The organism is Vibrio sp. AH4, from assembly GCF_030710545.1.
Lineage (GTDB): Bacteria > Pseudomonadota > Gammaproteobacteria > Enterobacterales > Vibrionaceae > Vibrio > Vibrio metoecus.
The window spans coordinates 246,737-269,884 of record NZ_JALAIV010000003.1 but is presented as its reverse complement, the minus strand read 5'-3'; the positions used below and the strand labels follow the sequence as shown (position 1 = coordinate 269,884).

Sequence of the window (23,148 nt, the reverse complement as noted above, 5' to 3'; positions counted from 1 at the left end):
TAAACAAGACACATCCATGCGTTGCTTTGCATTTCATTGTGTTACATAGTTCATGTCTTATTCGCCACGATGATACATCGCCATGGCTAAAGGAAAGACTGTGATTTCAAAAATACCCACAAGGATTGCGCTCGCGATTCTCAGTGCGCCGTGCGTTGTTTTTTTACTGACTCAACAACTTTGGGTACCCTATGTTGCCCAATACTTACTAAATCAGAAATTCTCTCAGATTAATCAATATCTTGACCAACGAAGCTTTGCCTTAGACAGCATGATCCAAAAACAAGCTCAGTCGGTTTCCTTCCGTTGTGATATCGAGGATATTCGTCTGATCCGTGACCCACAGTTTTACAACCGGTTCGTCCGTTTGATCGGCGTTGAGAATGCGCAAGGCGTCGGTTGCTCAACGATTGGTTATCCTATTCAATTTCCTCATCCGATCGACCAAACGCACATCAGTCATCATTCTGAAGCCTCATTACCTGCTGGATTCCACCTCTCTGCGACCCCGAAAAGCCAGACAGCCTCTAGAGAACTCTTAGTTCAATATATAGAGCCAAGGGGGCGAATGTTTTGGGTCATTGATGGCAGTTGGGCGCAAGAGCAGTTGCGACAAACCTGTACCGACTGTTTTTATTTACAATTCAGATTTTTAGACCCGATGCTCAGTGAATTGGCGATCCAGCGCGGCAACCCCGCTCTCGCCCATCAACCTGACCATATTTCCGTCCATCGCATTGCGGGGGTGGCACCATTCCATAGCGAACAAACATTGATTGCCGGTGAAGCTTTACACGACTTTGCTCGCCAAGAGACTCTTGTTTGGGGCATCCCCATCACTTTGCTATTGGGGCTGCTGCTAGCAAGTAGCTACCTTATTTTGCGGAACTATCGGAATTCGATTGAAGGCTTGATCGAAAAAGGGCTACGTGATGAAGAGTTTGTTCCTTACTACCAACCTATTGTCGATTCCAGAACCCAAGAAGTTGTCGGTTATGAAGTGCTATTACGCTGGAAAAAGGGCCATCAATTGGTTCCGCCCGGAATGTTTATTTCCACAGCTGAAAACTCAGGTTTGATTGTTCGAATCACTAACCAGCTGATGCATCAAGTCTATCGAGATTTAGTGCGCATCCCCGCATCGCGCTGGGTCAGTATTAATGTCGTGGCCGATCACCTTGAACAACATCATCTGTCGCATTTACTGGAACAACTCCAGTGGCCATACAGCGAACGGCTCAAATTTGAATTGACTGAGCGAGTACCTATCAAAACCATGACCCAAGCTCAAGAAGAAGTGTTTTATCTTCTGAAAAAGGGCTACCAATTTAAAATTGATGACTTTGGTACTGGTTACGGCGGATTCGCTTACTTACAAAACCTACAGATCAGCAGTATCAAAATAGACAAAATGTTTGTCGATACTATCGATACCAGTGATGTAAAAATCAGTGTTCTAGATTCCATCATCGCCTCGGCTAAACAAGGAAATATTGAAGTGATCGCAGAAGGCGTTGAAGGGAAACACCAAGTCGATTACTTAGCAGAGCGCGGCGTGTACTGGATTCAAGGCTATTTTTATGCCAAGCCAATGCCAATCAATGAAGCGCTGGCTTTTCATGTTGCTACGCCAGACTGAGCCAAGAACACCGCGGACAAACAATAAATCACTTGATTCTGTAAGGGTTCTCATAGCAAATTAGGCACTCCATTTTGGGATAAGGAGTTCCTGACATGCAACAAAACTGGCTTAAAGCAATCGTCGCACTGTTTACCGCTTGGATGAGTACAGGAGCACACGCTTCTGAACGCGCCGATATCGCCTGGCAAATGATACGGGAAGGCGCGTTATTAGTTGACGTCCGCACCGTTGAAGAATATGCCCAAGGCCACCTTGACAATGCTTTAAACTGGCCACTCAGCGAAGTAGAAACGGCGTTTCAATCCATCGCAAAAGATCGGCCGATTGTGGTTTATTGTCGCAGCGGTAATCGTTCAGGGATGGCTCAAAAATACTTAATAGGCCAAGGTTACACACAAGTACACAATGGCGGTGGCTATGATGAAATGCAACGCGCCATTCGCCTAGTCGATGCCAAACCCGACCAATAATTCACCACGTTGAGCCGATGAGAAACCCTCATTCAAGAAGCGCTACGACCAAGGAATAATAGCCACCACAGCGATTTGCGCGCTATCCTTGCATTGCGCAGCGCTAGGCTCAACTAAAAACAATAAAAGTCATTATTTTAGAATTGCGGTTACTTTGCCCACTCGGCTCACCGCTTTTAGGGGACACTATGCTGCTATTTAATAAAGCCCTCGTGCATGAGCGAGACACTCTTAAACAACAACTTGAGCAGATCACTCAAGCCCATCAACAAGAACTCGCCCGCTTACAAGCCATCATCCAACAAAAAGACTCTGAGATTCGCCAGATCAACCAAGATGCGTTGCTGATGAGCACCTTAGCCTCCAACCAATTGACGGGGGGAAAACTGTTGGATGTGATTCGAAATGGGCTTGCTGAAAACACCCAAAATTTAGTGGCAGAAAATCAAACGCTTCAAGAGTTTGGGCAACTCTTTAATCAAACTCACCACGCACTGGAGCAGCTTTCACAACGTACGCTTGAAATCGACCGTCAAGCTAAACAGAACATGCAAGCCGCCAACCAACTCGATCAAACCGCGTCCTCTATCGGTAATTTGGTTCACACTATTCAAGAAATCTCCTCACAAACGAATTTACTGGCGCTCAATGCTGCGATTGAAGCCGCTCGTGCCGGTGAGAGTGGGCGTGGATTTGCCGTTGTGGCTGATGAGGTTCGTTCCTTAGCGGCTAAGGCACAGCAAGCCAGTGAAAAAATCCATGAGCTTGTCAGCCAAGTGGTGTCTCAAACCTCCGATATCAAAAACTCCACTGTCGATAACCAGACCATCACTCAAGATATGGAAGTCACCGCCAATCAGATTAAATCGGTCGTTTCTGAAGTGTTATCGCGCTCCAAACATATGCAGTTTGTGATTGGAATGTCGACCGCGACGATGTTCCTCAATACCGTCAAATTGGATCATGCGGTTTGGAAGCATCAGGTCTATAAACATCTTGATGAAGGAAACAAGGAAGGGCATGTTGTGACACATCATGAATGCCGCTTAGGACGTTGGTACTTTGAAGGTGAAGGCGCAAAACTCTACAGCCATCTTCCCAGTTTTTCCAGCTTAGATAAGCCGCATAAACAAGTGCATGATGCGGGGCAACAAGCCTTGAAAGCGTATGCTTCAGGTAACATCCCTTCCATCATCAACCACTTGTCGATGATGGAGAATGCCAGCTTTGATGTGACCAGTGTGATTGACCGCTTACTGGGTGAAATTATTCACCATCTTGAGCAATAGCCATTCGTAAACCTTGCGCGCTACTCTCTAAGGCCAACTCAATCAGTTGGATGGAGCGTAGCGCCGATTCCGCACTCACTGGATTGGCCTTGCCATCACGAATCGCCGCCACAACTTGTTGAAAGTAGTGTTGATATCCACCTTGCTCAGTCGGAATAACCTCACTTCCTTCCGCGTGATAGAACACCCCAAACTGCTCTGGCGTTTCTTGCGCCCATTCAGGAGTACAAGGCACAACACCAGCTTTCAAACGATCTTCTTGTGGATCTAATCCATATTTCACGAACTTACCTAAGCTACCGAGCACTTGATAACGCACGTTGGGTTCAGGGCTATACAAGTTGGCATGCAGCCGCACTACCTGTTGTGGGTAGTACAGTTGCAGATCAAAATAATCAATCGTAGTCGCCTCTGGCCTCATAATTCGGCAATCCGCCGATAACGACTGCGGAAGGCCAAACAACGCTAAGGCTTGATCGAGTAGGTGTGGTGCTAAATCGAACAAAATGCCGCCGCCTTCTTGAGCTTGCTCACGCCAACGTTGACGAACGATAGGGCGATAACGATCAAAATGTGATTCAAACAGTTTAATCTCGCCAAGTCGGCCGTCCTCAATCAGTGTCTTGATGGTCAGAAAATCCCCATCCCAACGTCGATTATGAAACACACTCAATACTAAGTTTTTCTGTTGCGCTAATTCGATGAGGATTTTGCCTTGCTCAATACGTGTAACAAAAGGCTTTTCCACAATCACGTGTTTACCCTGTTCTAACGCCAGTTTAGCAAGAGAGAAATGCACATCATTCGGTGCGGTAATGATCACCAACTCAATATCACTTTCTGTGATCAGACGTTCAGCGGTATCAAAGTACGCGACCTGAGGATGCGCTTGTTGTACCGTTTGCTGCTGGCTAGAGCTGATCGCAGCCAGCGTCAGCGAATCTAATGCCTCAATAAACGGTAAGTGGAAGGTTTTTGCGGAATATCCATAACCAATAACGCCGACCTTTAATGCTCTCTCTTGCATAGCAAACAACCTTTCGTTAAACGCAGAGTGGGAAATAGATCATGCCGCCGAAATATAATGTCGGGGTGACCGCTTTTGCTGACGAAGCTCTTGGATAAGGGCATCAACATCCAGTTCAATATTGAAACGACGCTTCAAGTTTGCCAAAAAGATCGGGTCTTCACACATCGCTTTTTCTGGCTGATCACTAATTTTGGCAACAGGGCGACCTTGGCACTCTGCCAATTTGATAACGATAGACAAGGGACGATACTCAACCCCTGCTGTGTTGCGCCATTGTGCCAAGTCATTGGTTAAAAAGGTGCCAATTCCAAATGAAATGTTCACCCGTCCGGCAAAGTACTCACACAGATCCAGCGCCTGCTCAAAATCCAAACCGTCAGAGAAAATAAACAGTTTCTTCATGGGGTCTATCCCCAACTGCTGATAATGAGCAATCATCTTGTCTCCCCAGCGGAATGGGCAGCCGGAATCATGTCGCACACCATCGTAAGCATTCGCTAAATGGCGGTTAAAATCATTCAAAAAAGCATCAATGGTTAAGGTATCTGTTGGGGCAATCGCCAACATACCGTCAAATGCAGCCAACCAACGCTCTAAGGCCACTTGCTGTGAATCACGTTCATTGACTAGGGCTTGATGACCCATAAACCACTCATGGGCAATGGTACCAATCGGTTTGAGATCAAACTCGCGAGCAAAATGGTAATTACTGGTCCCCAACATCCATTGCGGAATTTCTTGCTTCAAGCACGCCAATACGTCGCGCTGTACTTGGCTGGAAAAACGGCGACGCGTTCCCATTTCAGTCAGTGAAAAGTTGGTGATGCCGCGACGAGCAATCTCTGCTTTTAGATGGTTAAGTTTGTTGTGTAACACACTGATCGGCAATGTTTCTGGCACATCTGCCCAACGCTGGCGACTACGAACTTCCGAGACAATCGCCATCACGAGAGTTTCATACAAAATCGTATCGCGCCAACTGCCACGAATACCAATTCGCAACTGTTGTTTGCCTGCCTGCTTAAGAATGCCCATTTCCACTTGCTCTTGCGGTGTAAAACGGAAATAACGCAGCGATTGCAAGAAAGTCGGTTTGAGGTGCGGCGCATGTTGCGTCAGGTAGTGAATATCCGCATCGGAAAAACGTAATGACCCGAGCTGAGTGATTTCTTGGCGTATTTCATCAAGCAGTGTACTGACATCTTCATCACTACGCACAATCAATTCATAACGGACCGAAACATCCGGATAAAAGTGATGTATCGCCTGCATCATATTGATTTTGTAGGCATCGAGGTCAAGCAGACTACGAATGATGTGGGGAGAAAACAGGCGCGTGTTCATGGTAGCCTTCCTTCAGTTCACTTCTGATGTTAGTAACATTTTGTTGCTAACTTTTGCTGGCACGATAATCGAGCCACCTATGTTTGTCAACTTTTGTGACAAACCCATGTTCATAACATGGATTAGCATGTTATACCGTCAACTAAGCTAGGCAGCTCACTTTATAATGAGTCGATTAGCTGGTAGGTTTTCTGCACAATAAGTTTGTCACATTCCGTTATTTACATTTGACCCTTACCTTTCAGTTACCTAGAATAGCCGCATCTCACTTTAGGAAAGTTGTATGATTGTCACCATCGATATGATCTGCTTGCGTCTTGCTCCCACGGGCATTGAGACTTTATTAGTCAAACGCAGCAATCCCAATCGACCAGACTGTGGCCTGTGGGCAATCCCAGGCGGTTGGGTATTCGATGAGGATCTGAGTGGACAAGGAGGAGAGCCGGCGGATAAAGATTTTGACTCGGCACGCCGCCGCATTTGCCGGCAAAAAATCCATACCTACCCGAACTTTATTAGTGACCCTTTAGTGGATGGCAACCCTAAGCGCGATCCCAGTGGTTGGAGCATCAGTATTTCTCACTACGCCTTGCTTAATCACTCCAACGTCAAACAGATTGAAGATGCCGGAATGGATAAAAGCCGTGTTGATTGGTTTGCACTGGAGAGTATTTTGCAAGGCAAACAGCCCTTAGCGTTTGATCATGTGGCACAAATTCAACACGCATGGAAGAAGTTGCGCGCAGCAGTGGAGTACACCTCCGTGGTGCTATTTTCACTTGAACACGAGTTTCTGGTGGCGGACATTATTGACGCGTACGCCAAATTCGGGGTTGAAATGAACCGGATGACGGTTAAGCGCCGGCTGATTGATACAGGTGTGATTGCCAGCACGCAGCGCATGGCAGCTTCAAGCAAAGGTAAAGGTGGTAAGCCTGCAACGGTTTATCGACTCGCGAGTAATGAGGTGACATACTTTCAAACCTGTTTACGTAGCTAACTCTGCACTTTTCCCTTTACCACCGCGGATAGAAAGCCTAAATCACCGTGCATTCTCCGGTTCTTTTTCATCACTCTTTTTATTCCTCCTCAAGCGTGCTTAGATAGAACCCTCTAGCCCGTAGCGATCGGAGAACCCGTTAGTGATGAACATTGTCATTTTGCATGGTTTGTACATGCATGGTTTAGTGATGCAACCTCTTGCCCAGCGTCTCAATAAACTTGGGTACCAGACGAAAGTGCTCAGCTACAACACCCTCTCTATTGATGATGAAAAGGTGTTTCAGGCGATAGATGATGCCTTAAATCCAGATCAGGTTAACGTACTGGTTGGCCATAGTCTGGGTGGGCTGATGATCAAACATTATTTACGTTCTCGCCACCCACCTCTGAATATGATCTCCCATGTGATTACCTTGGGTTCTCCCCTTAAAGGGGCGTCAATTGTTGGCAAAATTCAACAAATGGGCTTAGGCGCGATGTTAGGTAACGCCAATCTATATGGCCTAGAGCTTCACCAAGACCATTGGGAACTCCCGCAATTACTCGGCAGTATTGCCGGAACCTTACCTTTAGGCTTTCGCCCCTTATTGCTCGGTGGTTCACCCTTGTGCGATGGTACAGTGACGGTGGCAGAAACCCAGATCAGCGGAATGACCGATCATCTTCTTCTGCATCAAAGCCATACCGGTTTGGTGTATAGCCATCAAGCCGCTCACCAAATCGATCATTTCATTCGCCACCATCAGTTCGACCATAAAAAAATCCCCGAATGAGATGATAAGCCTCAATTCGGGGAGAGCCAGGTGAATATAGTTTGGCAAAAGAACCACTTTCAATATCGTAGAAGGAGAAAGTGGTTGGTCACAGCGGTTCTGTGACACCCAATTTACTCGTCATCTGGCCATAACACAGGCGGGTTGTCTCGATTAATGTGATAGCTTAATCCGATGAGTCATTTTCAACAGACTCAATGAACAGTGCCTTTTGCTTTAGCAAGCACTCCACTACTTTAAAACGAGCAGCTTTGACTAAGTTGGCTAATGTTTGCCTTGATACTTGCATCTGCACTGCGGCTTGTTGCTGTTGTAAACCGAGTTGGTCAACCAGCCTTAGGGCTTCAAGCTCATCCGGAGCTAACGTAACACTATCCAGTTCACTTAAAGGGATTCCGTTAGGCTTAAAAAAAGAGGCTTGCGGGCGGCAACCAATTCGGCGCGGGATTTTAGGGCGAACCACTGTACAGCTCCTATCAACGTAGACCGAGGTATTGAACGAGAAATGAGTCAAAAACTCAACTCATCCGCACCGTTTTCATCCAATAAAAAGGCCGCTCGGTGCGGCCATAGTGTATGTGATCAACGAGATTCAAGCGGATAAGAACGGTAACTCCACATTCCATACGTTCTGAGTGCATCACGGTAAATGCCCAACAGCTCTCCACTGGATGCCGTTTCTAATTCACTCAGTGGTTTATCTGGGTAAGACACCGTATCGAAAGTAATTCCTCTTGGCCCTGTTTGCCAACTGGCGATCTCAAACAGCGTTTGTCCACGGCGCACATGACTCGCTGAGCTAATAATCGTCGCGTACTTAATGCCATGACGAGCTAACGCGTAACTACTGAACAGCGCATTGTCTACCGTGCTGGTCGCGTAATTTTCCTCAATAATGCGTGTCGCACTGACACCATGCTCCACCAACCAATCAGCCATCAACTTTCCTTCTGTTTTGTGGTTTTGCGGAACACCTCCCGTCAAAATAATCACGGCATCAGGGTTGGCTTTTGCCATAGCCAGCGTCGTTTCCAAACGTTTAATTAGGATCTCATGCATAGAGCCATCAGGGTTGAGTGCATAACCCAAAGTCACAATGGCACCGTCTTGCCCCAGTTTTTGTGTGGCTTCAGCTTTCAGAGGCGTGGCGATAATCCGATCAACCGTTTCAATGATGCGTTGCAGATCAGCAGCTCGGCCAAGATTCAACGACTCCACGGCTTTCATGTGTTGTTGGTATGCGACTTCGTTACCTTTGAATTTTTGCCACACCGCAAGGTAGCTGTGTATATCAACATTATCAGGAGCCACACTCAACGCTTGGTTAAACAACTCGATCGCTTGATCAACATTCTTATTATAAATTTGCGCATTAGCTGCCGAGATCAGCAAGTCAGTACGATACGGCTCCAGTTGATAAGCCTCTAACAGCCGTTGGGTGACTATCTCCATATTGCTTGGCATTTTTGCGGTAAAACCGGCATGGGAGACTCGCGCCGGAGACTTAAAGGCTATCAATGCTTCTTGCAAAAGTTGATCAACCACTTGCCGCTGAGTGACAAACTGACTGTATTCAACACTCGGCTGCACCACCTTCTCCTTCGCGATGGCCGAGTAAGGTAAGGAGAAAGCCATAACGCTGGTGATAGCGAGAGTGAGTAGCGATTTATTCATGATGAAGATTCCTTATTTGGAGCAGCAAAAAATCAATCTATGAAGTACCCCCCTAACAAACCGTGATTCGGTTCGCAGAGTGGGTATCGCTAGTGGATAGAAAAATGGAACAGTGGCAGCAACCTCACTTTCTGGCTAGCTTAGCCGACCAACGCCACCATACCCTGCCACTCTCTCTTCTCAGAAACGATAAAAAGAGGAAGATTAATGGATTAACATCCACTTTCTCGCCACTTCCGGAACTCTATTTTATTTGTCGATTGCATATTTTGACTTTGTGGTTGAGATTACATGCTCTCAATCGGAAAAGGGGATAGGTATGTCGTTCGTGCACTTGCTGCAACTTTTGGGTTTGGCTGCCATATGGGGAGGATCATTTCTTTTTATGCGCATTGCCGCACACAGTTTTGGCCCCGCTTATCTGATTGAAGCCCGCGTCGGTTTTGCAGCACTCAGTTTGCTTTTGGTTTCCCTACTGTTGAAAAAGTCGCTCCCAGTGCGCCAACATTGGCGGCATTTCATGATATTAGGTTTGGTCAACACGGCCGTTCCATTTTTATTTTTTGCTTATGCCGCACTCACGCTGAATGTATCCACGTTATCCATTCTCAATTCAACGGCCCCCATCTGGGGAGCGGTAATTGGCTTTTTTTGGCATGGAACACCATTGACGCGCAAAGCCTTAACCGGGCTGGTTTGCGGTGTGATGGGCGTTGCGGTTATTGTAGGTTGGGATGTGGCAGCCATCGGTCAACAGGCCACGCTCCCCGTCATTTGTGCAGCGCTCGCCGCCGGCAGTTACGGCTTAGCCACCAATTACACCAAACATGCGCCGCAAATTACCGCTTTTGAAAATGCGCATGGCAGCATGTGGGCAGCCTGCTTGTGGGTGGCTCCGCTGATGTGGTTTATCCCGTTACGCGCCCAACCTTCGAGTTTGGAATGGGGAGCGGTCGTGCTATTGGGGGTCATCTGTACTGGCTTGGCGTATTTAATCTATTTCCGCTTAGTCAAAGCGATTGGGGCGGCATCAACGTTATCGGTGACCTTTTTGATCCCGGTGTTTGGCATTCTCTGGGGGTATTGGATCCTTGATGAGCCTATCGGCCTAAATACCTTCTTTGGCACCCTACTCGTTCTCACCGGAACGATGTTGGTCACCGGTTTTTCTCTGCGAAAAGCCCTACTTCCGCATTAATTTCAAACGCATTCACCTTAGAATATTCAGCCATTTTCACTCGATGAGAATGGCTTTTTTTGTTGCATATCCAAACTTATATGTTGCATTTGATGCAAAAGACAACATTTAAGGCTAAAACTTTGTTACCAAAAGTGAGCATCAGCCGCAGTTTAAGTGATAACGATCACAATGAAGTGGCATGATTTGCTTTTTATTTTCGAGTTTTTCTTTACCCCTGCTAACCTCCCGCTCGCTTTGCAATGATGTCAGAGCGAAAAACTATAAGGAGTGTTCTGGATGAATACCAAAAAACCGTTATCGCTCACCGCCAAGGTTATTCTTGGTATGGTAGCCGGTATTTTGACTGGATTTGCGATTCGCGCCCTGTTTGCAGGAAATGGATTTGTAGACGCATATATCGTTAATGGACTGTTTGATGTTGGCGGAAAAATTTTTATCGCCAGTTTGAAAATGTTAGTCGTACCACTGGTGTTTGTTTCCCTAGTCTGTGGTACCAGCTCACTGAAAGATCTCTCAACCTTGGGACGCATGGGTAGCAAGACTTTAGGCTTCTACCTTGCGACAACCGCCATTGCGATCACGTTAGCCCTAACCATGGGTAGCCTATTCCAACCCGGAGCCGGCGCTGATCTCACTGCCGCCAGCAATTTTACCTCGGCGGAAGCTCCATCACTGGGCAAAGTGATTGTGGATATGTTCCCAACCAATCCGATCAGTGCAATGGCGCAAGGCAATACCTTGCAGATCATCATCTTTGCTGTGTTGTTTGGTGTGGCTATCAGTGCCGCAGGCAAGCCGGGTGAACGCATTGCCCAAGTGTTCAGTGATCTCAATGAAGTGATCATGAAGTTGGTTGCGATGCTGATGCACCTAGCGCCATACGGTGTATTTTTCCTGATGGCAAAACTGTTCACCGGTCTTGGCCTTGGTGCCATTTTGAATCTGGCCGAATACTTCGTGGTGCTGGCAGGTACGTTATTACTGCATGCTTTTATCACTTACGGTTTGATGCTGAAAACCTTCGCAGGTCTAAACCCGTTGGTGTTCTTCCGTAAAATGGAAGATGCCATCATGTTTGCGTTTTCCACCGCATCATCCAATGCCACCATTCCCATCACCATGGAAACGGTGAAAAACCGTTTGGGTGTTGATAACAAAGTCGCCTCTTTCACCGTACCACTTGGGGCGACTGTCAACATGGATGGCACGGCGATCATGCAAGGTGTCGCGACGGCGTTTATCGCCCAAGCCTTTAATATCGACCTCACCATGACCGATTACTTGATGGTGATCCTGACGGCGACGCTCGCCTCTGTCGGTACAGCTGGCGTTCCTGGGGTCGGCTTAGTCATGCTAGCGATGGTACTGAACCAAGTGGGTCTACCACTGGAAGGGATTGCACTGATTATGGGTGTCGACCGCCTACTCGATATGATCCGCACCGCGGTTAACATTACTGGGGATGCGTGCGTATCTTGTATTGTGGCGAAATCAGAAAACGCATTTGATGAAGCTCGTTTCTCAGACCCCAAAGCAGGTGAGAAAGAAGAAGCGGTACATCTATCACAAGCGTAAACAATCACCGCCATTAAAAGCAGTGGTTTAGGGATGAAAAGAAAAGGCCTCGCATTTTGCGAGGCCTTTTGCATAACAATGTCCTGAATTACAAAAACAGGTTCATCACCCACATTGCCCCAAAGGCATTCAATACTGAAATACCGATCATCACTGGGATGTAGCGACCTTCCGTACCAATTGGGCCAAGAATACGGCCGATGTACTGCACTTGTGATCCCATCAAATAGATGGCAGGAGCCAAAATCGCAATATGAGTACCGTTCAAAATGCCTTGGTCAAACAGCGTGATGACCACGCCGACCGCACCACCCATCGACATCCATGCACCAATCAGTACCGCCGCCGCTTCACCTGGCAAACCAAAAATCGCCATCACAGGTGAAAATACCGTACCCATAAGATCCAACGCACCGGTAATTTGCAATGCTTTGATGATCACGAACGCCATCAACACATTTGGCACCGTTGAAGTCGTGGCAATCACCCAACCTTTCTTCGCCCCTTCGACGAAGATATCAGTCACCATTGGCTTTTTCGCTTTCACTTCACTCATTTTACCGCTTCCTCTTGTTGTGCTTCTGGGTTAGATGATTCTTTACCTTCGGTCAGATTTAGGTAGATGCGGAAAAGGTTGGCACCGACAATTTTGAAGATAAACATCACGGCAACCGCAAGACCAATTGAAGAGGTCACCGCGGCTGAACCATCAGCGAGCGTGAGCGTAAAGAGCACCGCACCAGAAGAGAAAAAGTTCACGATAGTTGCCCCAGCCGAGAACTGGAACATGGTAAACACATCCGCCTCGCGCTTAGTCATGTGACCTTCGTCTTTGAGCTGACGAGTCATCGCGGCACCAGCATCGGTACTTTGTAGCGAAGCAATTAATGCTAAACCCGTGTTGCCCGGAACACCCATGATTGGGCGCAGCAAAGGAGTCAGCAGTTTACGGGCTGCATCTAATGCGCCGTAATGTTCAAGCACATTGATCATGCCAAGCGCAAACATCACCGTAGGGATGAGGGTCAGTGCGAAAAGGAAACCATCACGCGCACCGCTACCACCTTGACCACGCAAAGAGGTGGTGGCCACTTGCAGGCCATCGGCCGTTTCACTCACGTTGTAAGCGACCTTACCAAATGCACCGTTTAACGTGGTGAAATCAAATACACCGTACCACTGGTTGGACTGCAGTAAACCAGAGAAAAAGACCACAGCAAACGCTAACGCTACGTAGCATCCCCAAGTGACTTTTCGCTCCAGCGTTGTCGATTGACTCATAATAACCTCTATGAAGTTGGAACAGATTGGACGCCATGGTGCACTTATTTCGTGCTAGAGGTGATGATCAAGGTCAATGAGAAGATGAAACTAATCTCACAATGAAAAATAAAATATTATTTTGTGAAATGGCGCATAAAAAGCATAGTCAATTAATTCACCTCACAAAGAAACACGTAAAAAACGCTTCACTGCACGAATGAAACACAACAACTTCATAGCGTGTAGTGAGTCGCACATGCGGAAAATTTGATTAATAAACAACCATTTCTAAGCTGTGTCACAACTTCCTACTTCGCATAGAGCTACTCTTTTTATTAACTTTCCCCCATCACCCCAACAACTTGAAGTGGCAGGTTACGGCCAGTGCTTTCATGCTCAGCTATAGCGTCCGCTATCAACTGAGGTAACGCTGTGCCGCACACCCCAAATAGCTTCCAGTCAGCCGGAAATCTCAGAAGGAGCTTTGTTATGACGGGTCGGATAGCACTACTTAGTTTGATACTTTTTTCGCCACACAGTTTTGCCTCAACGACCAGTGACACCACCTTAGATTTAACGCACTCCAATGTGGGTTATGCCGCACTGCTTATTTTTGCGGTTGCTTACACCTTGGTGATGTTCGAGGAGTACCTCAAACTGCGTAAATCCAAGCCCGTGCTGCTCGCGGCGGGGCTCATTTGGGCGATGATAGGTTATGTTTATCAGCAAACCGGAGCGACAGAAGTGGCCCGAGAAGCGTTAGAGCATAATTTGCTGGAATACGCTGAGCTGTTGCTGTTTTTATTAGTCGCGATGACTTACATCAGTGCGATGGAGGAACGCCGTTTATTCGATGCCCTTAAAGCGTGGATGATTAATAAAGGCTTTAACTTTCACACTCTGTTTTGGATAACCGGCTGGCTTGCGTTTTTCATTTCACCGATTGCCGATAACCTCACCACGGCTCTATTGATGTGTGCCGTAGTACTCAAAGTCGGCGGGGATAACCAACGTTTTGTCAGTTTAGCCTGCATCAACATTGTCGTGGCGGCCAATGCTGGCGGTGCGTTCAGCCCATTTGGGGACATCACAACCTTGATGGTTTGGCAAGCTGGCCATGTGAGCTTTCTTGAGTTTATGGATCTGTTCATTCCCTCGTTGGCTAACTTTCTAGTGCCAGCGTTTATCATGTCGCTGTTTATTCCCAATCAAGCGCCTGCCGGCGCGCAAGAGGTGGTTGAACTCAAACGAGGAGCCCGACGGATTGTCTTGCTGTTTATCTGTACCATCCTATCTGCCGTCAGCTTCCACGGATTTTTCCACTTCCCCCCCGTGATGGGGATGATGATGGGGCTCGCTTATTTACAGCTCTTTGGATTCTATTTAACCAAAACTCTCGCACGCTCACTGGCGAAGAAAACCGCGCAAGCGATGGCGAAAAAAGATGAAGCCGCACTCAAACGAATTGGCTCTGTAGTGCCATTTGACGTATTTAAAAGTATTTCTCATGCAGAATGGGATACGCTGCTATTTTTCTACGGTGTAGTGATGTGTGTCGGTGGTTTAAGTCTGCTTGGCTATTTAGGCTTGGTATCACAAATCATCTACACCGAATGGAACCCTATCTGGGCGAACGTGCTTGTTGGGTTACTTTCCTCGGTCGTGGATAACATTCCGGTGATGTTTGCCGTCTTGTCTATGCAGCCGGAGATGTCTGTCGGTAACTGGCTATTGGTCACCCTCACCGCTGGCATTGGTGGTAGCTTACTCTCCATTGGCTCCGCCGCGGGAGTCGCTCTGATGGGGGCGGCACACGGGAAATATACCTTTGTCAGTCACTTGAAATGGACACCGGTTATCTTACTGGGTTATGTGATCAGCATTGTGCTGCACTTACTGATCAACAATCACCTTTTTACTTAACGACCGATTTCATTGAGATGAGGGCGACGATAAACCCGAGTCGGTCGCCCGACTTTGCCATGCTCTAGATAAGCGAGAATGTCCCCAGCTTCAACGGCGCTATCAAGGTAACGTCGCGCGGTGCTTTTACTTATGCCAAGCTGTAAAGCCATAGAATCTGCCGTATGCTCCACATGTGGATGGGGGAAATGTTCTAACATCTGCTCAAGGGTAAAATCATCAATGGTTGAATTCGGTTTTCCTCGCTGCGGATGAAAGAGCGCATCCAGATCCTGCTGACGTACCGCCTTAGGTGATGCATCGAGCCGATGAAGACGATGAAATCGCTGCAAGCTCTCACTCAATCTCCGGTAATCGACTGGTTTGACTAAATAATCAAAAGCCCCGAACCGATACGCTTGCTGCGCCGTTTCCAGATCACAAGCAGCCGTTACCAAAATGCATTCTGGTCGAGGTTGCACATCAATCAATCTTCTCACCAGCTCAATGCCGAGCCCATCGGGCAGATAGTTATCTACAATCAGTAAATCGGGCTTAGCCCACGCCACCATCTGTTGTGCATCCGCTAACGTAGAGACCATAGCCAGCACCTTAAATCGACCATCTTGTTGTACAAACTGGGCATGTAATCCGCCAATTTGCGGATCATCTTCAACGATAATCACACTCAGCATCATCACTCCTTTGCAAAATAAAGGCTAAATGTCGTTTCTTGTTCATCACTGTCCAACTCTAAATGCCCTTGAGCACGGTGAACTAACGACTGGGCCAAATACAAACCCAATCCATGTTCGCCCTCATCTTGTTTACTGGTAACACCGGGGCGACACAGTTCGTCTAAAGGCTGGGTAATCATCGGGCCATTATTGCTAACCCGCAGACAAAGTTCATGTTCATTCTGGTGTAAGAATACCCGAACCCAAGGGGATGGCATGCCGCGCACGGCCTCTAAGCTGTTATCAATCAGGTTACCGATCACGGTGCAGAAGGATTCTTCGCTCATGCCCAATGAGGAAACACTCTCAACATCTTGGTAATCCAACGGAATATGCCATTCTTGGGCTTTACTCCATTTGCCCATCAAGATTGCAGCCAGTTGTGGCCATGTATGAAGATGATGCAAAGCATCCAACTGAACTTGATTCAGATGACTCTGCTGCAAAACATAGTGCAAGGCTTGATCATACTGCTGTAATTGCAGTAACCCCGCGAGCGTGGAGAGTTTATTGCGATACTCATGCCGTGCAATCCTGACACTGTCGACGTAGTGATCCACTTGCTGTAGTCGTTCGGCTAAGGCTTGGATCTCACTGTGTGCACGCAAACTGTACACGGCTCCCGCAGAGCCTTGTTTCCCCAGCAAAGGGACGCGGCTCACCACCAGTGACTGACCATTCAAACAGACCAGACGGTCAATGTATTTATCACATTGCGCCTGCTCGGTAACCCCTTGTAACCACTGTGCAATTAAGCCTTGCTGTTCAGGTTCTGCACCAATCAACTGCTTGGCAGAGTCGTTGATGAGGTAGATTTCACCTTGCTGATTGAGTGCCACTAAGCCCTCATGAGTGGCTTGAATCACCCCTTCATAAGTGATGAGTGATTGCGCCAATTGCCAAGGCTCGCGATCTTGCATTTGCCGACGCACTAACTTTGCAAAAGCACTCGAAATCAGCGTCGCCAGCAGTAACGTGAGCCCACCCATCAACAATAACGGTTGCAGTTTCTCATTTTGCCAAACGGCTACCGTATCTAGCAAATAACCCACTTTGATCATGCCAATCACGGCACCATTTGCAGCTCGAATCGGCGCAATATAGCGCAGTGATGGCCCCATCGAACCCACACTGTAAGAAAGGTAGGATTTGCCTTCCTCCAAGGCGGGACGAATATCATCGCCCACCACGGGTAAGCCAATGCGTGCTGCAATCGGGTGAGCTAACCGAATCCCGCCCCGATCGCTGACGGTAATAAAATCGGCATCGGTTGCGCTTTGTAACGACGCAACTAATTGACTCACTTGCTGCGCATCCCCGACTTCTACCGCTTGGATTAAATCCGGAAACTTAGCTAGCTGCACCGCCTGCACTTGGGCTCTGAGTGCGATTTGATGAGTCAGTAAACGCTGAATTTTATCGGCACTGAACCCCCACCACACGGCAGCACCTGCGGCAAAGGCTGCGCAAAATAATACGGTTAACTGTTGAGTGAACGTTCGGGGGATCATTCGGCTAGGCATGTTTGTCGTCCTCGGCACAATTAGGCCAAGCATACGGTAATGCGCCTGAGAAAAAGCAGCGAAAGCCCAAAAACATGATTGAGATCGCGCTGATGAATTTTATGAATTTAATGGTTTTAACCGCTTTAATCTCAGCGGTCTTGCAAGGCGCTTTTGCACTCACCCTCAAGGCTTAAAGGCCGCAGAAACAGGCACGGTAAAACTTGATTTGACTCAGCATTTCTTCCTCCACTCCGGCTAAGTTAGTAAAAAACATTGGAGGTGTATATGTTCGCATCAAGTAACCTAAAGCTACTCGCCCTACTCGTATTTGGTGGATTTTTGTGGTTTATGCCCGTTCCCGAAGGGCTTGAACCGAAAGCATGGCAAATGATGATCGTGTTTATTACCACGGTTCTCAGTTTAATTCTCGCTCCGTTACCCCTAGGAGCCATGGCACTGATGGGACTGTGCGCCACGGTGCTCCTTGGGATTTTGCCGATCAAAGCAGCACTGTCTGGCTTCTCCGACCCCACCATTTGGATGATCGCCGCCGCCTTTTTTATTTCACGAGGCTTTATCAGTACCGGTTTTGGCCGCCGAGTCGGTTACTGGTTTATCTCCAAACTCGGCCACAACTCGCTTGGGTTAGCTTACGGCTTAGTGTTAACTGATTTGCTGTTCGCTCCCGCAACACCCAGCACCACCGCTCGCTGTGGGGGCATTATTGCGCCACTGTTTCGTTCGGTTGCCGCCGCCTACGATTCCGACCCCGAAAAAGGAACGCAAAACCGTATCGGCGCCTTTCTAGTGCAATGTATTTTCCAATGCAATGCGATCACCTGTGCCATGTTCTTAACGTCAATGGCGGGCAATCCTCTCGCCGCAAAATTTGCTGCCGAGCAAGGCGTCACTATCACTTGGGGCGGCTGGGCTTTAGCCGCGATTGTCCCAGGGTTAATTTGCTTATTCGTGATCCCATTGGCTATGTATACCTTTTTCCCACCCGAGCTGAAGAAAACGCCTGAAATGCGCACCATCGCGAGCAAGAACCTCGCCGATATGGGAAAAATGAGTCGTGATGAATGGATGGTGTGCATCACTTTCCTTGGCATGGTAACGCTTTGGGTTTTAGGGCCGACACTGGGCATCCATGCAACCGTGACTGCGTTGATGGGTATGTTGTTCTTATTGTTAACTAAAGCCATCACGTGGGAGGCCGTATTAGGCGAGAAAGAAGCTTGGCACACCATCACTTGGTTTGCTGTATTAGTGATGATGGCGGGTGAACTGAACAAGCTCGGATTTATCTCATGGTTTGGTGGCATGATTGGCGAGTCACTTGCCGGTTACGGTTGGATGGCGACATTAGGCATTTTGCTTCTGGTCTATTTCTACAGTCACTACCTTATGGCAAGTGCGATGGCACATATCAGTGCGATGTATTCTGCCTTCCTTGCTATTGCGATTGCGGCCGGCGCACCGGCCATGCTCGCGGCGATTGTGCTCGGTATTTTCAGTAACTTGTATATGTCCACCACACACTACTCTTCTGGGCCTGCACCGATTTTGTTTGGTGCCGGTTTTCATAGCCTCAAGCAGTGGTGGAAGATTGGTTTTGTGTTCACGCTTATCGTCATCCCGATTTTCTTCTTCATCGGCGGAGCATGGTGGAAAGTGATCGGCTTGTGGTAACGCGTTATAGGTAGGTGAATGTAGGGATTGATCTATCATGCCTAAGCCCGCGTTGAGCGGGCTTATTTTGTTTCAGACGATTGAGCGTTTTGAGGTTCTGCGTTGACTTTGATCCAATTATTGCTGAGATGGAACATGGCGCAAGCATTGCACGTCAGCACTTCGCCACCACCATGAATGGTCATTAATAAGTCATCTCGTTTTTCTTTAGAATTATTACGAACTTGGATCCGTAATGTACTTCCTTCCACAGAAAAAGGACGCTCCCATTTTTGCTGGGAAGAATGGATATACACCACCCCTTGGCGAAACTCCAACATGTCTTGATTGTGTGGATTATCGAACAAGCCATTGAAGGCTAAGGTCTCTCGATTAACAAAGTTTTCCAACTTTTCTTGGAAACACCCCCCAAGTAGCACCACGCTCACCATGAGGAAGACTCGTTGTAATTTCACCCAGTTCATAAAGTTATCCTTACTTTCGCTGCTCCAATTCCAGCAGAAAGGCTTTACGCTCTAAACCGCCAGCATAGCCGGTCAGTTTGCCACTTTTGCCAACGACTCGATGACAAGGAACAATGATCGAAATTGGGTTTTTACCATTCGCCAACCCAACCGCTCTCACCGCCTTAGGATTACCGATCGCTTCTGCCAACTGCTGATAACTCCAGCTTTCTCCATAAGGAATCTTGCATAGTGCGTGCCAAACCGATTGCTGAAACGCTGTACCATTTGCAGCAAGAGGCAACTCAAATTGAGTACGCTGACCTGAAAAATACTCATCCAATTGCTGTATCGCGTTGTTAAGTATAGGACATTCTTCCGTATAGGTGCCTAAATGCTCAGGTTGAGTGGTTTGGGTGGCAAACCATACGCCAAGCAATCCATCTTGATTGGCTTGTAATGTCACGCGTCCAAGAACAGATTCATAGCAAGTAAAGTGGGTCATTTAATGGCTCCAACAGTGGAAAGTGGCATAGCTACCCCAAGGGGCAACGGATTCAGGCGTTAACTGCGGAAATGGTACCCGTGCTTTTTTGACCACTAAGTCACCAATTAAAAAACGGTCACTCTGCGATTCACCACGCAACAAAGCGTAATCGACGGTCCATGGTCCAATTCCACTGAGTGATAACCAGTGCGAGGGAGAATCGACAGGGTGTTGAACAACATACTCGGCCAAACGTTTTAGCGTCTGTTTGCGGCGTTCCGGCATCCGTAAAAAGCTTAAATCATGTGCTTGAACTTGGTGAGGCGTCGGAAAATAGCGAGCAGCCCCTTCCCCGCCAGTCAATTGAGACACCAATACGTTGAGTTGCCCAATCGCCGCTTTCACCGAAACTTGCTGCCCCAGTACCGCACGAGCGCCCGCCTCCCACGCATTCCAAACACCGGGAATGCGGATCCCTGAACGCAGCACTAACCCAGGTGCAACCTGCTCAAGCTGCGATTCTATCGTAATCAGATCGGCATCCAGATCAAACATTCGCCGCAACCGCGCAACCAAATGGCGCAAATCACTCAAATGCTCCATTTCGAACTCAATCTGTAAGTGGGATTCTTCTCGGCTTGCTTTAAACCAGCCTTTACCTTCACCCAATACAAAATGACGTTGGTAACTTTGTTCATCAACACGCTCTATACCGTCAATCGCCCGCAGGCGATAAAAATCCAACATATGCATCCAGTCAAAGGGACCACGAAACCCTAAGGTGAGTTGGTTACGTGACGGTAAGTTGGCCCGTTCACGCCGAACTTGCGTTGGCGTTAAACGGAATAGCTTTTGAAAAGCATCATTAAAACGTCGAGTACTTTGAAACCCACTGGCATAAGCCACTTCGGTCACGGACATTCGGCTCGAATGCAGCAGCTGCTTGGCAAACATCAATTGTTGGATCTGGGCGTATTGTTTAGGTGGCATCCCTAAATGGCGCTGAAATAACTGCCGTAAATAGCGATCACTGATCCCTAATCGAGAAGCTAACGCATCCAAATTTCTCTGTAATTCTCCTTGTTCGATCAGCTTCAAAGCCCGTAAAAACGTGGTTTCTGCCCCTTTCCAAGCCCACGAATGCGGCGCACTTTCTGGACGACAACGCAAGCAAGGTCGGTACCCCGCCGAAACCGCCTGAGCTTGGGTGGTGAAATACTCTACATTCTCTTCTTTCGGGAGATTGGCGGGACATATCGGGCGACAAAAAATGCCCGTGGTTTTCACTGCCACAAAGAAGCGCCCATCAAAACGCGGATCGCGACTCATCCTAGCTCTTTGATATTCTTCGGTATTACACGAATTCGACAATGCCATGGTGCGCTCTCCCTGTGCTTTCTTATTCAAAGTCTACGGGCTTTTGCTGACTACGCTAGCCATTTTCGGAACTCAATGCCGAGATCTGCCCCAAAAGTTCCTTCAAAAATTTTGAACAAGAACATCGGCACCCCCTGATTATATTGCCAACAATCATCCAATAAACTTCATTCCATCAACCATACAGACCATTTCGGTCATTCAAAAATTTCAACCCAATTGCTCGTTAGCCACTGTTCGTTGAATGGGCAACACTATAGGATTTAATCATGCGTACTGTATTGAAAACCGTTTTAACTTCACCAAATTCTTGGGCTCCACTGGCGTTGCGTCTTCCTTTAGCCATCATTTTTATGGCGCACGGTGCACAGAAATTGTTTGGCTGGTTTGGTGGTTATGGCTTAGAAGGCACTGGGCAATGGATGGCATCCATTGGTTTAGAACCTGGCGTTGCTATGGCTTTCTTAGCGGGGAGTGGCGAGTTCTTCGGTGGTTTGGCGATTTTGCTAGGCCTATTGACTCGCCCAGCCGCCTTAGTACTGTCAGTGACGATGCTCGTCGCCATCTTCAGTGTGCATTTCAGCAGCGGCTTATTCTTGGCTAATGGCGGTTACGAATTTGGCTTGGCGCTTCTTGCGGGCTCAGTTTCGCTACTTATCTCAGGTGCAGGCCGTTTAAGCGTGGATAACTGGCTAGCACAACGTTAATCGCCTCTTCCTAAGCATGAAAAAGAGGGAATCGTCACTACCGATTCCCTCTTTTTCTTTCAAACTGCACCGCAATGATTAAAAACATCGGCTCTAGATAGACTTATCCAGCGTTCGTATCGTTAACAGCGGGTCGAGCGTCTTCATTAACTTCTCAACTTGAACAATCGCTTCTATCGATGAGCTATTTTTGCGATAGCTCAAATACAAAGGACGTTGCCACTCATTGACCTCAGACACTTGATACAACTGCCCTGATTCAAGCATAGGTTGCACCATGGTTTGCGGTAAGTAAGCACTTCCTCCTTTCTCAAGAATGAAATCGAGCGCAATTCTCGCGGTCGAGGTTCTCAAAAAGGGCGCAGGCGCTTTAGGGTGGCGATCTGTATGTTCTGAGGCAAAGCGTGCGCCCCAATCAACATAGACATAGCGATTTTCAAATACACTATCCGCATCATCAGGACGAGTGGAAACCAGAACCAGAACCAAATCAGCCACTTTTTTACACTGCAGTTCTTCTGCCTTAATCGGATCCAGTGCAAAGGCCATATCTAAGGTTCGTTCAAGCAAGCCGCGATTCAGCTGCTCTCGCCCCATCACTTCCGCCAAAAATCCGTACCCTTCAAACGTGTCGGTGATCCGGCTTAAACAATGCTGTAAATACGCATCCCAAATGTTTGGCGTACCGCCCAACGTGAGCTGCAACGCTTTACCGCTTTCCAGCGATAATTCAAATTTCGCCTGTTGTAGCGTCGCTACCATGACTTCGGCATACCCTACCAAACGCTCGCCAGCGGAGGTTAATTTGATGTTGTTTCGATCACGGGTGAACAACTGAGCATCGAAATGATTTTCGAGCTGTTTAATGCGCGCACTCACCGCTGCCTGAGTTAAATACAGATTTTCAGCAGCACGACCAAAGTGGCGTACTTTGGCCAGTTCAAGAAAGGTGCGAAAGACTTTTACGTCCATATAGTTTCCTCTGATGTTACCCGTGAAGATTAACAAGTAAGAAGTATTATGACGATAAAAAAT

Annotated in this window: 22 protein-coding genes and 1 pseudogene; 11 read left to right on the top strand and 12 right to left on the bottom strand. The window is 47.7% G+C overall.

Annotation, left to right across the window (positions count from 1 at the left end):
- Nucleotides 1-82: 82 nt before the first annotated feature.
- The 4 genes and pseudogenes from MKA69_RS14350 to MKA69_RS18230 all read left to right on the top strand — a co-directional run bounded on the left by MKA69_RS14350 (nt 83) and on the right by MKA69_RS18230 (nt 3,401).
- Nucleotides 83-1,639, top strand: coding sequence for an EAL domain-containing protein (locus MKA69_RS14350; protein WP_305848351.1), 1,557 nt, complete (start codon nt 83-85; stop codon nt 1,637-1,639).
- 95 nt (nt 1,640-1,734) lie between these two features.
- On the top strand, nt 1,735-2,112 hold the full coding sequence (locus MKA69_RS14345; RefSeq protein ID WP_095468679.1) for a rhodanese-like domain-containing protein: 378 nt from the start codon (nt 1,735-1,737) through the stop codon (nt 2,110-2,112).
- A 188-nt stretch (nt 2,113-2,300) separates the two neighbouring features.
- Nucleotides 2,301-2,960 (top strand): annotated as a pseudogene (locus tag MKA69_RS18235) (methyl-accepting chemotaxis protein); the annotation flags it as partial.
- Nucleotides 2,952-3,401, top strand: a complete 450-nt coding sequence (locus MKA69_RS18230; RefSeq protein ID WP_371131882.1) for a CZB domain-containing protein — start codon at nt 2,952-2,954, stop codon at nt 3,399-3,401. The pseudogene MKA69_RS18235 and the gene MKA69_RS18230, both read left to right, overlap by 9 nt.
- Here MKA69_RS18230 and MKA69_RS14335 read toward each other — a convergent pair.
- On the bottom strand, nt 3,379-4,428 hold the full coding sequence (locus tag MKA69_RS14335; RefSeq protein ID WP_305848349.1) for an oxidoreductase: 1,050 nt from the start codon (nt 4,426-4,428) through the stop codon (nt 3,379-3,381). The genes MKA69_RS18230 and MKA69_RS14335 overlap by 23 nt on opposite strands.
- A 39-nt stretch (nt 4,429-4,467) precedes the next feature.
- Nucleotides 4,468-5,775 carry a nicotinate phosphoribosyltransferase gene (gene pncB, locus MKA69_RS14330; RefSeq protein WP_001097411.1) on the bottom strand — a complete coding sequence of 436 codons (1,308 nt, stop codon included), beginning with the start codon at nt 5,773-5,775 and terminating at the stop codon, nt 4,468-4,470.
- Nucleotides 5,776-6,058: 283 nt separating this feature from the next.
- Between pncB and MKA69_RS14325 the strand changes: the two genes are divergently transcribed.
- Together MKA69_RS14325 and MKA69_RS14320 are read left to right on the top strand one after the other, a co-directional pair.
- The gene (locus MKA69_RS14325) at nt 6,059-6,775 is read left to right on the top strand and encodes an NUDIX hydrolase (RefSeq protein WP_000637377.1); all 717 of its coding nucleotides are present in this window, start codon (nt 6,059-6,061) and stop codon (nt 6,773-6,775) included.
- A 145-nt stretch (nt 6,776-6,920) separates the two neighbouring features.
- Nucleotides 6,921-7,550 (top strand): triacylglycerol lipase, encoded by a 630-nt coding sequence (locus MKA69_RS14320; RefSeq protein WP_001028274.1) that lies wholly within the window; start codon nt 6,921-6,923, stop codon nt 7,548-7,550.
- 166 nt (nt 7,551-7,716) lie between these two features.
- Here MKA69_RS14320 and MKA69_RS14315 read toward each other — a convergent pair whose 3' ends face one another.
- Both MKA69_RS14315 and MKA69_RS14310 read right to left on the bottom strand, forming a co-directional pair.
- Nucleotides 7,717-8,013 carry a DUF134 domain-containing protein gene (locus MKA69_RS14315; RefSeq protein WP_305848348.1) on the bottom strand — a complete coding sequence of 99 codons (297 nt, stop codon included), beginning with the start codon at nt 8,011-8,013 and terminating at the stop codon, nt 7,717-7,719.
- A gap of 119 nt (nt 8,014-8,132) precedes the next feature.
- Complete coding sequence (locus tag MKA69_RS14310; RefSeq protein ID WP_305848347.1) at nt 8,133-9,224, bottom strand: YdcF family protein; 1,092 nt, start codon at nt 9,222-9,224, stop codon at nt 8,133-8,135.
- A gap of 319 nt (nt 9,225-9,543) precedes the next feature.
- On the opposite strand from MKA69_RS14310, the gene MKA69_RS14305 reads away from it, so the two are divergent.
- Together MKA69_RS14305 and MKA69_RS14300 are read left to right on the top strand one after the other, a co-directional pair.
- Nucleotides 9,544-10,422 (top strand): DMT family transporter, encoded by an 879-nt coding sequence (locus tag MKA69_RS14305; protein WP_305848346.1) that lies wholly within the window; start codon nt 9,544-9,546, stop codon nt 10,420-10,422.
- 279 nt (nt 10,423-10,701) lie between these two features.
- Nucleotides 10,702-12,000, top strand: a complete 1,299-nt coding sequence (locus tag MKA69_RS14300; protein ID WP_001093090.1) for a dicarboxylate/amino acid:cation symporter — start codon at nt 10,702-10,704, stop codon at nt 11,998-12,000.
- 88 nt (nt 12,001-12,088) lie between these two features.
- Here MKA69_RS14300 and MKA69_RS14295 read toward each other — a convergent pair whose 3' ends face one another.
- Both MKA69_RS14295 and MKA69_RS14290 read right to left on the bottom strand, forming a co-directional pair.
- Nucleotides 12,089-12,556 carry a YjiG family protein gene (locus tag MKA69_RS14295; protein ID WP_000005593.1) on the bottom strand — a complete coding sequence of 156 codons (468 nt, stop codon included), beginning with the start codon at nt 12,554-12,556 and terminating at the stop codon, nt 12,089-12,091.
- Nucleotides 12,553-13,281 (bottom strand): nucleoside recognition domain-containing protein, encoded by a 729-nt coding sequence (locus MKA69_RS14290; protein WP_000083668.1) that lies wholly within the window; start codon nt 13,279-13,281, stop codon nt 12,553-12,555. The genes MKA69_RS14295 and MKA69_RS14290 overlap by 4 nt, the downstream gene beginning before the upstream one ends.
- Nucleotides 13,282-13,752: 471 nt before the next feature.
- On the opposite strand from MKA69_RS14290, the gene nhaD reads away from it, so the two are divergent.
- The gene (gene nhaD / locus MKA69_RS14285) at nt 13,753-15,186 is read left to right on the top strand and encodes a sodium:proton antiporter NhaD (protein ID WP_055044715.1); all 1,434 of its coding nucleotides are present in this window, start codon (nt 13,753-13,755) and stop codon (nt 15,184-15,186) included.
- Here the strand turns inward: nhaD and MKA69_RS14280 are convergent.
- A complete protein-coding gene (locus MKA69_RS14280) occupies nt 15,183-15,860 on the bottom strand; it encodes a response regulator (RefSeq protein ID WP_055027910.1) in 678 nt (225 codons plus the stop codon). The genes nhaD and MKA69_RS14280 overlap by 4 nt on opposite strands.
- A gap of 2 nt (nt 15,861-15,862) precedes the next feature.
- Nucleotides 15,863-17,425, bottom strand: coding sequence for a sensor histidine kinase (locus MKA69_RS14275; RefSeq protein WP_305848345.1), 1,563 nt, complete (start codon nt 17,423-17,425; stop codon nt 15,863-15,865).
- Between the two features lie 267 nt (nt 17,426-17,692).
- Here MKA69_RS14275 and MKA69_RS14270 point away from each other — a divergent pair, with 267 nt between their 5' ends.
- Entirely contained in the window at nt 17,693-19,099 is a 1,407-nt protein-coding gene (locus MKA69_RS14270; protein ID WP_305848344.1) for a DASS family sodium-coupled anion symporter, read from the top strand.
- Between the two features lie 62 nt (nt 19,100-19,161).
- On the opposite strand, the gene MKA69_RS14265 is transcribed toward MKA69_RS14270, so the two are convergent.
- The 3 genes from MKA69_RS14265 to MKA69_RS14255 are packed head-to-tail and all read right to left on the bottom strand — an operon-like array spanning nt 19,162 to nt 21,406.
- Entirely contained in the window at nt 19,162-19,563 is a 402-nt protein-coding gene (locus tag MKA69_RS14265) for a hypothetical protein (RefSeq protein WP_055064134.1), read from the bottom strand.
- 10 nt (nt 19,564-19,573) lie between these two features.
- The gene (locus tag MKA69_RS14260) at nt 19,574-20,047 is read right to left on the bottom strand and encodes a methylated-DNA--[protein]-cysteine S-methyltransferase (protein WP_305848343.1); all 474 of its coding nucleotides are present in this window, start codon (nt 20,045-20,047) and stop codon (nt 19,574-19,576) included.
- Nucleotides 20,048-21,406, bottom strand: a complete 1,359-nt coding sequence (locus MKA69_RS14255; protein ID WP_305848342.1) for a DNA-3-methyladenine glycosylase 2 family protein — start codon at nt 21,404-21,406, stop codon at nt 20,048-20,050. It abuts the gene before it with no gap.
- A gap of 269 nt (nt 21,407-21,675) precedes the next feature.
- Between MKA69_RS14255 and MKA69_RS14250 the strand changes: the two genes are divergently transcribed.
- Nucleotides 21,676-22,113 carry a DoxX family protein gene (locus MKA69_RS14250; RefSeq protein WP_258463225.1) on the top strand — a complete coding sequence of 146 codons (438 nt, stop codon included), beginning with the start codon at nt 21,676-21,678 and terminating at the stop codon, nt 22,111-22,113.
- Between the two features lie 93 nt (nt 22,114-22,206).
- Here MKA69_RS14250 and MKA69_RS14245 read toward each other — a convergent pair whose 3' ends face one another.
- On the bottom strand, nt 22,207-23,085 hold the full coding sequence (locus MKA69_RS14245) for a LysR family transcriptional regulator (protein WP_000382704.1): 879 nt from the start codon (nt 23,083-23,085) through the stop codon (nt 22,207-22,209).
- Nucleotides 23,086-23,148: the final 63 nt, after the last annotated feature.